Origin of the sequence: Arthrobacter phoenicis (assembly GCF_047238215.1) — a bacterium.
Taxonomy (GTDB): Bacteria; Actinomycetota; Actinomycetes; order Actinomycetales; family Micrococcaceae; genus Arthrobacter.
Window position 1 is genome coordinate 1,459,427 of the sequence record NZ_JBDFMK010000001.1, and the last position, 12,943, is coordinate 1,472,369.

A 12,943-nucleotide genomic window follows, 5' to 3' on the forward strand; every position below is an offset into this window, starting at 1 on the left:
CCCGTACACCGGCTGCCCGCACCCGCATCCCCCGCTTAACGGCAGAAATCCGCCCGGGCGTCGCGCCCGGACGGATTCCCACCGTTACTTACCCTTCTGGGCCCGTCAGCCGGCCACCCCTAGCGGGCGGACCAGCCGCCGTCCATGGTGTAGCTCGCGCCGGTGACCATGCCGGCGTCGTCGGAGGCCAGCCAGGCCACCAGCGAGGCGACTTCCTCCGGCTCCACGAGCCGCTTCACGGCCGCCTCGGTCAGCATGATCTTGGCCAGCACCTCGGACTCGGGGATGCCGTGGACCTTGGCCTGGTCCGCCACCTGGGACTCCACCAGCGGGGTCCGGACGTAGCCCGGGTTGACGCAGTTGGAGGTGACGCCGTGCGCGCCGCCCTCCAGCGCCGTGACCTTGCTCAGGCCCTCCAGGCCGTGCTTGGCCGAGACGTAGGCGCTCTTGAACGGCGAGGCCCGCAACCCGTGGACCGAGGAGAGGTTGATGATCCGGCCGAAGTTGTTCGCATACATGTGCGGCAGCGCGGCGCGGATCAGCAGGAACGGAGCCTCCAGCATCAGGGTCAGGATCCGGCGGAAATCGGCCGGATCAAAGTCCTCGATGGGGCTGATCCGCTGGATCCCGGCGTTGTTGACCAGGATGTCGCAGTCCAGGCTGAGCGACTGCAGGGCGTCCGTGTCGAACAGGTCGACGGCCCAGGCGGAGCCGCCTACCTCGTCAGCGAGGGCGGTCGCGGCGGCCTCATTGACGTCGGCCACCACCACCTTCGCGCCGCGGGCGGCCAGGGCGCGGACTGTTGCCGCGCCGATGCCGCTCGCTCCGCCGGTGACCAGGGCCTTGCGGCCGTTGAGTGAGTTTTCCATGTACCCAGCCTTCCAGTTCAGAAATTGACGAGTGCTGCAGATGCTGCTGTCCGGGTCAGCGGACGGAGGCTACGGCCAGGCCTTCGCGCTCGGCGTCGGCCCGGTCCACGTCCTCCAGTGCGATGCCCTTGGTTTCCTTCAGGGTCAGCACGGTGGCCGCGGTGATGACGCATGCCACCACGAGGTAGATGGCGGTGGGCAGCCAGGAGTTGGTGTCCTTGAGCCAGGCGGTTGCCAGCAGCGGGGCCAGCGAACCGGCGAAGATCGAGGTGACCTGGGAGCCGAGGGAGACGCCGGCGTACCGCATCCGGGTGGGGAACAGCTCGGCCATGAGGGCCGGCTGGCCGGCGTACATGAAGCCATGCAGGCAGAGGCCGATGGTCACGGCCAGGACGATGACGACGGCGTTTTTGGTGTCGAACATCGGGAAGGCGAAGAACGGCCAGGTGGCACCGGAGATGGCACCAACGAGGTACACCGGCTTGCGGCCCCAGCTGTCCACCAGTCGGCCGATCTGCGGGATGATCAGGAAGTGCACCAGGTGCGCGATCAGCAGGGCCAGCAGCAGGGACGAGGTGTCGTACTTGTCCACGGTCTTCAGGTAGACGATCGAGAAGCTGACCACCAGGTAGTACATGATGTTCTCGGCGAAGCGCAGGCCCATGGACTGCAGGATGCCCTTCGGGTACTTGCGGATGACCTCGCGGACGCCGTAGCTGGCGGCCTGCTCGGCTTCCAGCTGCGCCTTGGCCTCGAGGAAGATCGGCGCCTCGGAGACGTTGGTGCGGATGTAGTAGCCGACGAAGACGATCACGGCGGAGAGCCAGAACGCCACGCGCCAGCCCCAGCCGAGGAAGTCCGCGGCGCTCAGGGTGTTGGACATGATGAACAGCACCAGGGTGGCCAGCAGGTTGCCCACCGGAACGGCGGCCTGCGGCCAGCTGGCCCAGAATCCGCGGCCCTTGTCCGGGCTGTGCTCGGCGACCAGGAGGACTGCGCCGCCCCACTCACCGCCCAAGGCGAAGCCCTGGATGAAGCGGAGGATGACCAGCAGGGCCGGGGCGAGGTACCCGATGTCGACGAAGCCCGGGAGGCAGCCCATCAGGAAGGTGGACACGCCGATGATGACGATGGTCAGCTGCAGGGTGGGCTTGCGGCCCAGCTTGTCGCCGATCTGGCCGAAGACGATGCCGCCCAGCGGCCGGGCGATGAAGCCGACGGCGTAGGTCAGGAAGGCCTGGATGATGCCGTCAAGGTCGTTGCCCGTGGACGGGAAGAAGTACTTGCCGAAGACCAGGGTGGCTGCGGTGGCGTAGAGGAAGAATTCGTACCACTCGACGACTGTTCCCACCATGGAGGCGGCGACGATTTTCTTGAGGCCCTCGCCCTTGCGGGCGGCAGGCGGTGTTGCGGAGCGCTGTTCTACGCTCATAAATAACTCCTAGGTGTCCACGGCGACACAGTGTGTGGTGCTTACCGTCGCGGTGCAATCAGCTGTGATGCACGGCACTGAAAATGGGCTTCATCGAGTATCGCCGCAGATTCGCCGCCGCTCAATGGCCAAACCGGCACGATATGTGTGCAGAATTGCAGATATGAATCTCAATCCGGACGACCTCCTGGTGCTGCTGGCCGTCTCCCGCTCGGCGAAATTCACGACGGCGGCGCAGTCCCTGGGTCTGAACCACACCACGGTCTCGCGCAGGATCGCCGCGCTGGAGAAGGCGCTCGGCGGGCGGGTCCTCTCCCGCGCCGCCGGTGGATGGGAGCTGACGGACCTGGGCGCCGCCGCCGTCGCCGTCGCCGAAGAGGTGGAGGGCGCCGTGCGCTCCCTCGAGGAACCGGGGAAGACCCCGGACCCGGTCACCGGCGTCGTCCGGATGACCGCAACCGACGCCTTCAGCGCCTACATCGCCGCCCCGGCGGTGGCGAAGCTGCGGCGCCGGCACCCCGGGCTGAGCGTGGAGATCATCACCGTGACCCGGCGGGCACTGCAGCAGCGTTCCGGCCTGGACATCGAGGTGGTGGTGGGTGAGCCGCAGGTGCACCGCGCCGAGGCCTCGCGGCTGGGCGAGTACATGCTGGGGATGTACGCCTCCCGCGATTACGTGGCCGAGCACGGGACGCCCGCCTCCCTCGCCGAACTGGAGAGCCACCCGCTGGTCTACTTTGTCGACTCGATGCTGCAGGTGGATGACCTCGATGCCCCGCGCAGGCTGGTGCCGACCATGCGCGACGGGCTCAGCTCGACCAACGTTTTCGTGCACATCGAGGCCACGCGGGCCGGTGCCGGGGTAGGGTTCCTGCCCTGCTTCGCCGCGGACCTGCACCCGGACCTGGTGCGGCTGGTGCCGGACCAGGTCGCCGAGATGCTGCCCTACTGGATGGTGCTGCGGCCCGATTCGCTCCGCCGGCCCGCGGTGGCCGCCGTCGTCCAGGCCCTGCGCGAGGGGACGGACGCCAACCACGACGCACTGATGGGCCTCGGCACGTCCCGGACCTAGGGCTCCGCGGGCGCCGGATCCTGCCGGACGGCAGCGCCGGCGGCAAAGGAGCGGACCCGGGCGTCGTCCCAGAGATGCGCCGGGACGCCGCCGCCCAGCAGCCGCCGGGCCAGGCCCGGATCCTCGCCCAGCGGCTCGTCGCTGCCGGCGATGATCATGTTTCCGTAGCGCCGGCCCTTGAGCATGGCGGGGTCGGCGATGATGACGGTGTGCCGGAAGGCCGCGGCGATGGCTGCCGCGTCCTCGCGGGCGTTGGTCAGCGCCGGGGCGTCACCGGAGTTGACGACGTAGACGCCGCCGGGGCCCAGGAGGCGCTTGGCGTGGCCAACGAACTCGGCGGTGGTCAGTGGCCGCGGCGTCTGTGAGCCGGCAAAGACGTCCCGGATGATCAGGTCCCGGGTTTCGGGTGTCAGCGATTCGGTGACCTCGCGGGCCTCCCCCACCCGGAGCCGCAGCAACGGGGCCTTGGGTAGGTCGAACCAGCCGCGGACGTACTCGGCCAGCTTGCCGTCCAGCTCCACCACCACCTGCCGGGCCTCCGGGTAGGCGGCATGGACGTAGCGGGCCAAGGAGCACGCCCCGCCGCCCAGGTGCAGGGCGCGCAGCCGGGGCGAGGCCGCCGTCGGCCAGCGGGACTCGACCAGTGCTGCGATCCAGCGCATGTATTCGAAGTCCAGGAACAATGGGTCCGCCAGATCGATATGGGAACTCATCACGCCGTTGATGCGCAGCAGCCAGCCGGTGGAGTTGTCCTGGTCCGGGACGAGTTCGCATTCGCCGGTATCGATGGCGTAGACCCCCGCCACGGGTCCGGATTTACCCGGTCCACGGGCCGCGCCGGCCGCGCCGGGGCCTGCATTACGACCCGGCATTTCCTCGGTCGTCTCGGCCCCGCGCCGCGCAGCCCTGCCTTTCTTCGCCATCAGCCGTCAGCCCCCTCACCCATGCACCAACCCTATCCGCCCGTTCCGGACCAGGTCCCGGGCGGCCCTTGTGATTGGAAGCAAAGTTTGCTTACTATTTGTTAGTAATCATGCTTACTATTCGGGTTCCGGTGCTGCTGAACGGCCGGCCGGGCCTCAGATCTAAGACTGGATCTTCAAGGAAAGAGAGCGACGATGACAGAGAACCAATGGCCCCAGGACGGTACCTACGGAACGCCCGGTGAAGCACAGGACGAACTGCGCCCCCGCACCACGTTCCCGTCCGCGGCAAATTCCGGCACGGAGCATGCAGGCACGGGATACCCCGCCACCGAGTACCCGGCTGCCGGCACCACCGGCGGTTACGTCGGCGGGCAGACACCCTCCGGCGCCGGTTCCTATGAGGCTGACTCGTACAGCACCGGCTCGTACAGCACCGGCGGAACCGGCACGTCGTCCAAGACGGACGCCGCAAAGGATGAGGCCGCCGAGGTAAAGGACCAGGCCGTTGACTCGGCCCAGAACGTCGCCGAGACCGCCAAGACCGAGGCAGCCAACGTCGCCACCGAGGTCAAGAGCAACGCCCGCGACCTGCTGGACCAGGCCCGTACGGACCTGACCGAGCAGGCCGGCAACCAGCAGCAGAAGGCGGCCCAGGGGCTGCACTCGATCTCCAGCGAACTGCACACCATGGCCCGCGCCTCGGACCAGCCCGGCGTCGCGACCGACCTGGTCCGCCAGGCCGCCGAGCGCTCCGCCTCCGTCGCCACCTGGCTGGAGAACCGGGATCCGGGCTCGCTCCTGACCGAGGTCAAGTCCTTTGCACGCCAGCGGCCCGGCGCCTTCCTGCTGGCAGCCGCGGGCGCCGGCATCCTCGCCGGGCGCCTGAGCCGCAGCCTCAGCGCCGGCGCTCCGGAGCAGTCCGCCAACGGCTCCACCGGCACTGCTTCCCGCGCACCGCAGCCCGTCACGCGGGTGCCCGATGCCGGCGTCGCGGTGCCCCCGCCGCCGGTGCAGTACCCGGAAGCCACCACGGCCGCCCACGCGGACACCTACCCGCCCAACCCGCTGGAGGGAGAGGGCTCAGGCGCCCACGCCGGCAGCTGGGCCGAGGACCCGTTGGAGGCGGATCCGTACCGCGTCGATCCCGGCGTCGACCCGGACCGTAAGGACCCGTTCGACGGCGGACGCCGATGAGCACCGAGATGCCGCTGGGCGCCCACGCCCAGGCCACGGATGCCCACGTGAAAGCGGAAACCACTTCCCTGGGTGACCTGCTCGGGGACGTCACCCGCGACATGTCCACCCTGATGCGTCAGGAACTGGAGCTCGCGAAGGCGGAACTGAAGCAAACCACCAGCCGGGCCGGGAAGGGCAGCGGCCTGCTGGCCGGCGCCGGAGTGGCGGGACACTTCGTCCTGCTGTTCCTGTCCCTGGCCCTCTGGTGGGGCCTCGGAACCCTGATGGGACTCGGATGGGCCGGGGTCATTGTCGCCGTTCTCTGGGGCATCATCGGCGCCATCATGGCCTCCATGGGCCGCAAGGAGCTCAAGGCGATCAAGGGCCTGCCCCAGACCGCCGAGACCATCCAGGAAATTCCCCCCACTCTCAAGCCCAGCCACTAAAGCGAGGAAAGACAATGAGTCAGAACCCGGATGCCATCCGTGCCGACATTGAAGCAACCCGCGCACGGCTCGGAACCAACGTCGACGCCGTAGCGGACAAGGTCACCCCGTCGAATATCGTCCAGCGCCAGACCGACAAGGTCAAAGACGCAGTCTTCGGAGCGAAGGAGAAAGTCATGGGAGCAGCCGACCACGCCGGCAGCAGCACCGGAGCGCACTTCAGCGACGCCGGCTCCGCCGTCTCCGATGCACCGCACCAGGTGAAGGCAAAAACCCAGGGCAGCCCGCTCGCCGCAGGCCTCATCGCCTTCGGCGCCGGCCTCCTGGTCTCCGCCCTGATCCCGGCCAGCCAGAAGGAACGGGAGGCCGCCGATGCGCTGAAGTCGGCAGCAGAGCCGCTCACCACGGAACTGGGCCAGGCGGCCCAGCACGTGGCCGAGGGACTCAAGGAACCCGCCCAGGCGGCCATGGAAAACGTCAAGGCCACGGCCACCGACGCAGCCCAGAACGTCAAGGGCGAGGGCCAGACGGCCGTCGCCGACGTCAAGGACCGCGCCGCTGACGCCAAGGACAATGTCCAGCAGGCCTAGCCTGACCCGGATGGCGGCCGGCTGCCCCCGCTGATGCGGAGGCAGCCGGCCGCTGCGCTTAACCACGAAAGAAGATTCCGATGGCCAAGAACCTCACCCAGGCGCAGACTGGCTCCATGGACGACGCCGAGACCGCCACCAGCAGCACCGCCAAGGCCCGCACGTCCCCCGGCCCGGAGGACGCCCGCAAGCCGGACCGGCCCACCGACGTCAGCAAACCGTCCTGGAAGTACATCGCCCGCAAGACCCTGCGCGAGTTCACCAAGGACCAGTGCCCGGACCTGGCGGCCTCGCTGACCTACTACTCGGTGCTCTCCATCTTCCCGGCCCTGCTGGCGCTGGTGTCCCTGCTGGGGCTCTTCGGCGACGCCCAGAAGACCACCGGCGCGCTGCTGGACATCGTCCAGGGCTTTGCGCCCGGGCAGACCGTGGACACCATCCGCCCGCTGATCCAGGACCTGACCAGCTCCTCCGCCGCGGGACTGACGTTCGTCGTCGGCCTCCTGACGGCCATCTGGTCCGCGTCCGGCTATGTGGGCGCCTTTGGCCGCGCCATGAACCGGGTCTACGAGACGGATGAGGGCCGGCCCTTCCTGAAGCTGCGCGGCACCATGCTGGGCGTCACCGTGGTCAACCTCCTGCTGGTGGTGGTCATCGCCGCGATGCTGGTCCTCAGCGGCCCGGTGGCCGAATCCGTGGGCAACCTGATCGGCCTGGGCGGGGCCTTCCTGATGGTGTGGAACATCGCCAAGTGGCCGGTCATGCTGATCCTGCTGATCGTCGCGATCGCCATCCTCTACTACGCCACCCCCAACGTGAAGCAGCCCAAGTTCCGCTGGTTGAGTATGGGATCTGCGATCGCCCTGCTGGTCTTCCTGCTCGCCTCGGTGGCCTTCGGCTTCTACGTGGCGAACTTCAGCAGCTACAACAAGACCTACGGCGCGATCGGCGGCATCATCGTGGCGCTGCTCTGGCTCTGGATCCTGAACATGTCCCTGCTTTTCGGCGCCGAGTTCGACGCCGAGACCGAGCGCGGCCGCGAACTCCAGGCCGGGATCGAGGCCGAGGAAACCATCCAGCTGCCGCCGCGGGACACCAAGAAGAGCGACAAGCTGCAGGCCCAGGAGGAAGAGGACATCCGCCGCGGCCGGGAGCTCCGCGAGGAGCACGCCCGCCAGGCCTCCGAGGAGCAGGGCGCAGGGCACGGTGCCGGTCACGGGTCCGACGGCCGCCGCGGGGACCAAAGCCCCTAGCCTCCGCCCGGGCGGGCGGCCTGTACTGGGGTGAAGCCGCACTGCTGGGGTGCCGTCCGCCTACCCGGGAGGATCCATGCCGGCAGCCGCAGCAGGTCAGCGCGCCGCCGTCGTGGCCGGGTATGACGACTCGGATTCCGCCCGTCTGGCCGTCCGCTGGGCGGCACGGCATGCCGCCGCCGTCAGGCGCCCCCTCGAGGTGGTGCACGCCTGGGTCTGGCCGGTTTTCACCTCCAACCTGGGCCCGGTCAGCGGCGTCGCCGGCAGCGGGCTTCGCCAGGCCGCCGAGACCATCCGCGACGCCGGGGCGGCGCTGGCCCGGGCCGCCGCTCCCGGCCTGACGGTCACCGCCCGGATGCTGCCGGGGCTCCCGGCCCCGGTTCTGCTCGACGCCGCCCGCGGCGCGGCCCTGCTGGCGGTGGGCAGCCGGGGACTCGGCGGCGTGCTCGGCCGTCTCGCCGGCTCCGTCTGCGCGGACCTCGCTGGCTCCGCGCCCTGCCCGCTGATGGTGGTCCGGCGGCTCACCCTGCCGGGCCAACCGGTGGCCGCCGCCGTCGACGCCGATGCGGTACGGGCCGCCGTCGTGGCCCAGGCCGCTGCCCTCGCCACGGCCACGGGCACCGGCCTCGAAATCCTCCACGTCGCCCCCGGGCGGGGCGCCGGCCGGGCCGGGGACGGGGCCGCGTTCCTTGCGGACGCCGTGGCCGAGGCCCGTCGCTTGGCCCCCGCACTGGCCGTCACCGGAACCCTGATCACCGGGCGGCACGTGGCACGGGAGCTCTCGGCCGCAGCGGCCGGGGCCGATGTCCTGGTCCTGGGGTCCCACCACCGCGGCACCGGCCCGGGCAACACCGTCTCCGGGGTTCTGCAGCAGGCACCCTGCAACGTCCTCATCGCCCGGGAGGGCCCATGCGTGCCTGGTGGGTAGGCCGGCCCGGACCCGCGGACACCGGCCCACTGGTGGCCGGCGAGCGGCCCGATCCCGTGCCCGGCCGGGGCGAGGTTCTGGTCCGGGTGCGTGTCTGCGGGGTGTGCCGGACCGACCTGCACCTGGCCGAAGGGGACCTGCCACCGAAGCGGCCCGGTGTGGTGCCCGGGCACGAGGTGGTGGGCGACGTCGTCGCATCCGGGCCCGGGGCCGACCGGTTCCAGGCCGGCGAGCGCGTGGGGGTCGCCTGGCTCGGGGGCACCTGCCGGGTGTGCCGGTTCTGCGTCCGCGGGCAGGAGAACCTCTGCCTGGCGCCCATTTTTACGGGGTGGGACCGCGACGGCGGCTACGCGGACCTGGTGACCGTGGCCCAGGACTTCGCCTACCGGCTCCCGGAGTCGTTCCGGGACGAGGAGGCCGCGCCGCTGCTGTGCGCCGGGATCATCGGTTACCGCGCCCTGCTGCGCGCGGACCTTCCCGTGGGCGGCCGGCTGGGGATCTACGGCTTCGGCGCCTCCGCCCACCTCGCCGCGCAGGTGGCCCTGTACCGGGGCGCCAGCGTCTACGTGATGACCCGCTCCCCCGCGGCCCGGGCCCTGGCGCTGGAGCTGGGCGCCGTGTTCGCCGGTGACGCGGACGAGGACCCGCCGGACCCGCTGGACTCGGCCATCCTGTTCGCCCCGGTGGGCACCCTGGTGCCCCCGGCGTTGCGGGCGCTGGACCGCGGCGGAACGCTCGCCGTCGCCGGCATCCACCTCAGCGACATCCCGGCCCTGGACTACGCCACCGACCTCTTCCAGGAACGGCAGCTGCGCAGCGTCACCGCCAACACCCGGGCCGACGGCGAGGAATTCCTCCGGATCGCCGCGGAGATCCCGCTGCGGCCCAGCACCACCGCCTACCCGTTCGAGGAGGCCGGCCGGGCGCTGCAGGACCTGGCCGCCGACCGGGTCACGGGCGCCGCCGTCATCCGGGTGAGGGACTGAGCACGGCAGCCACTGCGCCGGGTGCCAAGGGCGTCCCGGAAGCCCGGTGTCATGGCCCGGCCTGGAACTCGTGACGTTGCCCGGCCTGCAGGAACACCTCCTGCTGCCCCACTCGGACCAGCACAGGCGCGGCGTCGCCCGGGGCGGCGGAAACGGCAAGCCGGCCCGGCTCAAGGTCCACCGCCAGCAACTGGTCCCGGTATCGGACCGTGAACCCCACCCGGCGCAGCTCGGCCGGCAGCCGGGGCGTGAAGGTCAGTGCGTCGCGGGTGACCCGGAGGCCCGCGAAGCTGCGCTGGACGACGTCGATGGTCCCCGCCATCGCGCCCAGGTGGATGCCCGAACTGGTGGTGCCGCCCTGGGTGTCGTCGAGGTCGGCGTCGAGCGCCTCTCGAAAGGTTGCCCAGGCCTGTTCCGGGTCGCGCTGGGCCAGCACGGAGGCGTGCGCCACCCGGCTGAGGGTGGAGCCGTGCGCGGTGCGGGCCAGGTAGTAGTCCACTGTGGCGGCCAGCTGCTCCGGGGTGACCGGATAGCCGAGCCGGGCCAGGAACCCGGTGAGCTGGTCCTCGCCCAGGAGGTAGAAGAGCATCAAGACGTCCGCCTGCTTGGCCAACCGGTAGCGGTTGGGGCTGTCCCCCTCAGCCTCGAGGATCAGGTCCAGGCGTTCGATGTTCCGGTAGCGGCGGCGGTAACCGGCCCAGTCCAGCTCCCGGAGCCGGCCATAGCCGGCGAACTGGCTGATGATGCCCTCGCCGTGGAAGGGCACGAACATCCGCCGGCTCAGCCGCGCCCACCGGGTGATCTCCGCCGTCGTGATCCCCAGCCGGGCCTTCAGGTCCTCCATGTCGAAGCCCCGCACCGAGCGCAGGATCCATTCGGCCTGGTCGAAAACCCAGGCGGCCATGACGTTGGTGTAGGCGTTGTCCGCCAGGCCCGCGTCCGGGCGCTCCGGGGGCCCGGTGTGGTACTCGTCCGGGCCCATGACGCCGCGCAGGTGGAAGCGGTCGTCCGCGGGATCGTGCTCGGCCATCGAGGCGAACAGCCGGGCCACTTCCACGATCAGTTCGGCCCCGTGCTGGGTGAGCCAGCCGCGGTCCTGGGTGGCCTCGAAGTACTGCCAGGCGTTGTAGGCCACGGCCAGTCCCACGTGCCGCTGCCGGTGCGAGTAGTCCGGCAGCCAGTGCCCGGAGAGCCTGTTGTACAGCAGGCTGGGGGTCTGTTCGGTGCCGTCGCTGCCGCTCTGCCAGGGGAACAGGGCGCCGGAGAGACCCGCCGCCCGGGCCGCGTCCCGCGCCGTCCCCAGCCGCCGCCACCGGTAGTCCAGCAGCTCGCGGGCCAGCGACGGCAGCCGCGAGTTCAGCACCGGCAGGACGAAGAGCTCGTCCCAGAACACGTGGCCACGGTAGCCCTCCCCGTGCAGCCCGCGGGCCGGGACGCCGGCGTCCAGCTCCGCGGTGTGCAGGGTGAGGGTCTGCAGCACGTGGAAGACGTGCAGGTTGAGGATCAGCTGGGCCTGGGAGGGGGCGTCCGAGTCGATGATGAACGGGGCCAGCAGCAGGGACCAGGCCCGCTCGTGGTCGGCCAACAGCTGGTCGAAGCTGCCGGCGCGGGCCAGCACCGCTTGCGCCCCCGCCAGCGGCGAGGACACCGCGTGGTCCCGGGAGGTGGCCACCGCCACCGTCTTGGTGACCGTCACCGGGGCCCCCTCCCCCACGGCGGCCTCCAGGCGGTGGGCGTAGAGGCCGGCGGCCTGGTGGTAGGCGGTATTGGCCGGGCCGGAGGATTCGGTGCGCAGGGCCAGCGCGATCCCGATCCGGCTGCGGCTGGTCCGGACCTGCACGTCGAGGCCGACGGCGCCCGGTCCGGGTGCGTTGGCGGGGTTTTCCACCGCCTGCACCCCGGTCAGGTGGCGCTGGGCGAGGCCGGCGTCCTCGGGGACGTTGGCGTTGCGCACCGCGGTGTCGCAGCCGCTGCTGATGCTGATCCGGCCGCTCCAGCCCTCCGCGCTGATGACGGTCTCCAGGGCCGCGAGATGCGGCTCGGCCATCGACACCAGCCGCCGCTGCACCACCCGCAGCCGCCGCCCGGCGTCGTCCTCCAGCTCCGCCTCCCGGGTCAGCAGCGCGCGTTTCAGGTCCAGGGTGCGCCGTTCCCGGCGCAGCCGCAGCCCGCCCTCCGACCACCACGGCCCGTCCTCGATCCGCAGGTCCAGGTGCAGCCAGTCCGGGATGTTCACCATGTGCTCGTCCGTGGTCCGCTGGCCCTCCACCGTGCTGGTGAGCCGGTTGTACACGCCGGCCAGGTAGGTCCCGGGGTAGTGGATGGGGCCGGCGCGCTGTTCTGGTGCGGACCCCCGCGTGGCCAGGTAGCCGTTGCCCAGGGTGGTCAGCGCCTCCCGGTGCCCCTCGTGCGCCGGGTCGAAGCCCTCGTAGACCAGCAGCCAGGGGTGGGTGATGACCAGGCCGATGTCCAGTTCGCTGACGTCTTCGACCACAATGTCCGCGCCGGCTGCCTCCAAAGCCGCGCGGCGGCCGTCCCGGTCGATGCCGACCACCAGCCCGAACCCGCCGCGCCGCCCCGCCAGGACCCCGGCCACCGAGGCCTCGATCACCATGGCGCGGCGGGGCGGGATGTCCAGCTTCCGGACCGCCTCCAGCGGGAGGGCGGGGGCGGGTTTACCGGGTAGGCCCCGGTGCGCGGCGGTCTGCCCGTCGGCAATCTGGTCGAAGGCGGCGTCGAGTCCGACGGCGGCGAGCAGCGGGGCCGCGTGCGGGGCGGATGTGGCCAGCAGCACCGGGACACGGCCGGCCCTGAGACGTTCCAGCAGGGCCACGGAGCCGGGGTAGGCCCGCGGCGGGTCCGCCGCCAGCGCCGCGACGAAGAGCTGGTCCTGCCTGGCGCCCAGCCCCGCCGCCGTCCACTCCCCCGGCGGGCCGGCGGGGTTTCCGGCCGGCAGCGCCGCGCCGCGGGAGGCCAGGAAGTCCGCCACCCCCTCGGCGGGGGTTCGGCCGTCCAGGTAGGCGGTGAAGTCGGCGGCGGTGGGCGGGCCGCGCCGGGCGGCGGCCGGCAGCCGGGGGTCACGCAGGACCTCGTCCAGCAGTATCCGCCAGGCCGCGGCGCGTTGTTCGGCGGTATCCAGCAGCACGCCGTCGAGTTCGAAGACGACGGCATCCACCGGCGCCAGTGCGGCGGCGACTGTGGGCGAGACCGTCATGCGTTATTCGTACCAGCCTTCCCGGGCGTGCGACAGGCCTGCATCACAGCC

Annotated in this window: 11 protein-coding genes; 7 read left to right on the forward strand and 4 right to left on the reverse strand. The window is 71.1% G+C overall.

From position 1 onward, the window contains the following. Window positions 1-119: 119 nt before the first annotated feature. Window positions 120-869 carry a 3-hydroxybutyrate dehydrogenase gene (locus ABC337_RS06800; protein ID WP_412884621.1) on the reverse strand — a complete coding sequence of 250 codons (750 nt, stop codon included), beginning with the start codon at window positions 867-869 and terminating at the stop codon, window positions 120-122. Window positions 870-924: 55 nt separating this feature from the next. Beyond that, window positions 925-2,301 (reverse strand): MFS transporter, encoded by a 1,377-nt coding sequence (locus ABC337_RS06805; protein ID WP_412884620.1) that lies wholly within the window; start codon window positions 2,299-2,301, stop codon window positions 925-927. A gap of 163 nt (window positions 2,302-2,464) precedes the next feature. Between ABC337_RS06805 and ABC337_RS06810 the strand changes: the two genes are divergently transcribed. Continuing rightward, window positions 2,465-3,373 carry a LysR family transcriptional regulator gene (locus ABC337_RS06810; protein WP_412884619.1) on the forward strand — a complete coding sequence of 303 codons (909 nt, stop codon included), beginning with the start codon at window positions 2,465-2,467 and terminating at the stop codon, window positions 3,371-3,373. Here the strand turns inward: ABC337_RS06810 and ABC337_RS06815 are convergent. After that, window positions 3,370-4,296: a spermidine synthase gene (locus ABC337_RS06815; protein WP_412884618.1), complete on the reverse strand. Its 927-nt coding sequence runs from the start codon at window positions 4,294-4,296 to the stop codon at window positions 3,370-3,372. The two genes, ABC337_RS06810 and ABC337_RS06815, sit on opposite strands and share 4 nt — an antisense overlap. A 195-nt stretch (window positions 4,297-4,491) precedes the next feature. Here ABC337_RS06815 and ABC337_RS06820 point away from each other — a divergent pair, with 195 nt between their 5' ends. From ABC337_RS06820 to ABC337_RS06845, 6 genes are all read left to right on the forward strand, one after another. Continuing rightward, entirely contained in the window at window positions 4,492-5,493 is a 1,002-nt protein-coding gene (locus ABC337_RS06820; RefSeq protein WP_412884617.1) for a hypothetical protein, read from the forward strand. After that, window positions 5,490-5,921, forward strand: a complete 432-nt coding sequence (locus tag ABC337_RS06825; protein WP_412884616.1) for a phage holin family protein — start codon at window positions 5,490-5,492, stop codon at window positions 5,919-5,921. The genes ABC337_RS06820 and ABC337_RS06825 overlap by 4 nt, the downstream gene beginning before the upstream one ends. A gap of 14 nt (window positions 5,922-5,935) precedes the next feature. After that, window positions 5,936-6,511, forward strand: a complete 576-nt coding sequence (locus tag ABC337_RS06830) for a DUF3618 domain-containing protein (protein WP_412884615.1) — start codon at window positions 5,936-5,938, stop codon at window positions 6,509-6,511. An 80-nt stretch (window positions 6,512-6,591) separates the two neighbouring features. After that, window positions 6,592-7,764 (forward strand): YihY/virulence factor BrkB family protein, encoded by a 1,173-nt coding sequence (locus tag ABC337_RS06835; RefSeq protein WP_412884614.1) that lies wholly within the window; start codon window positions 6,592-6,594, stop codon window positions 7,762-7,764. 76 nt (window positions 7,765-7,840) lie between these two features. After that, window positions 7,841-8,692 (forward strand): universal stress protein, encoded by an 852-nt coding sequence (locus tag ABC337_RS06840; protein WP_412884613.1) that lies wholly within the window; start codon window positions 7,841-7,843, stop codon window positions 8,690-8,692. Next, window positions 8,674-9,678 (forward strand): zinc-dependent alcohol dehydrogenase family protein, encoded by a 1,005-nt coding sequence (locus ABC337_RS06845; protein WP_412884612.1) that lies wholly within the window; start codon window positions 8,674-8,676, stop codon window positions 9,676-9,678. The genes ABC337_RS06840 and ABC337_RS06845 overlap by 19 nt, the downstream gene beginning before the upstream one ends. Window positions 9,679-9,727: 49 nt before the next feature. Here ABC337_RS06845 and ABC337_RS06850 read toward each other — a convergent pair whose 3' ends face one another. Further along, complete coding sequence (locus tag ABC337_RS06850; RefSeq protein WP_412884611.1) at window positions 9,728-12,892, reverse strand: HAD family hydrolase; 3,165 nt, start codon at window positions 12,890-12,892, stop codon at window positions 9,728-9,730. Window positions 12,893-12,943: the final 51 nt, after the last annotated feature.

What these genes read in the sequence shown, in the direction of transcription:
- ABC337_RS06800 (WP_412884621.1), bottom strand. Translation starts at nt 869, where the DNA reads ATGGAAAACTCACTCAACGGCCGCAAGGCCCTGGTCACCGGCGGAGCG.
- ABC337_RS06805 (WP_412884620.1), bottom strand. Translation starts at nt 2,301, where the DNA reads ATGAGCGTAGAACAGCGCTCCGCAACACCGCCTGCCGCCCGCAAGGGC.
- ABC337_RS06810 (WP_412884619.1), top strand. Translation starts at nt 2,465, where the DNA reads ATGAATCTCAATCCGGACGACCTCCTGGTGCTGCTGGCCGTCTCCCGC.
- ABC337_RS06815 (WP_412884618.1), bottom strand. Translation starts at nt 4,296, where the DNA reads ATGGCGAAGAAAGGCAGGGCTGCGCGGCGCGGGGCCGAGACGACCGAG.
- ABC337_RS06820 (WP_412884617.1), top strand. Translation starts at nt 4,492, where the DNA reads ATGACAGAGAACCAATGGCCCCAGGACGGTACCTACGGAACGCCCGGT.
- ABC337_RS06825 (WP_412884616.1), top strand. Translation starts at nt 5,490, where the DNA reads ATGAGCACCGAGATGCCGCTGGGCGCCCACGCCCAGGCCACGGATGCC.
- ABC337_RS06830 (WP_412884615.1), top strand. Translation starts at nt 5,936, where the DNA reads ATGAGTCAGAACCCGGATGCCATCCGTGCCGACATTGAAGCAACCCGC.
- ABC337_RS06835 (WP_412884614.1), top strand. Translation starts at nt 6,592, where the DNA reads ATGGCCAAGAACCTCACCCAGGCGCAGACTGGCTCCATGGACGACGCC.
- ABC337_RS06840 (WP_412884613.1), top strand. Translation starts at nt 7,841, where the DNA reads ATGCCGGCAGCCGCAGCAGGTCAGCGCGCCGCCGTCGTGGCCGGGTAT.
- ABC337_RS06845 (WP_412884612.1), top strand. Translation starts at nt 8,674, where the DNA reads ATGCGTGCCTGGTGGGTAGGCCGGCCCGGACCCGCGGACACCGGCCCA.
- ABC337_RS06850 (WP_412884611.1), bottom strand. Translation starts at nt 12,892, where the DNA reads ATGACGGTCTCGCCCACAGTCGCCGCCGCACTGGCGCCGGTGGATGCC.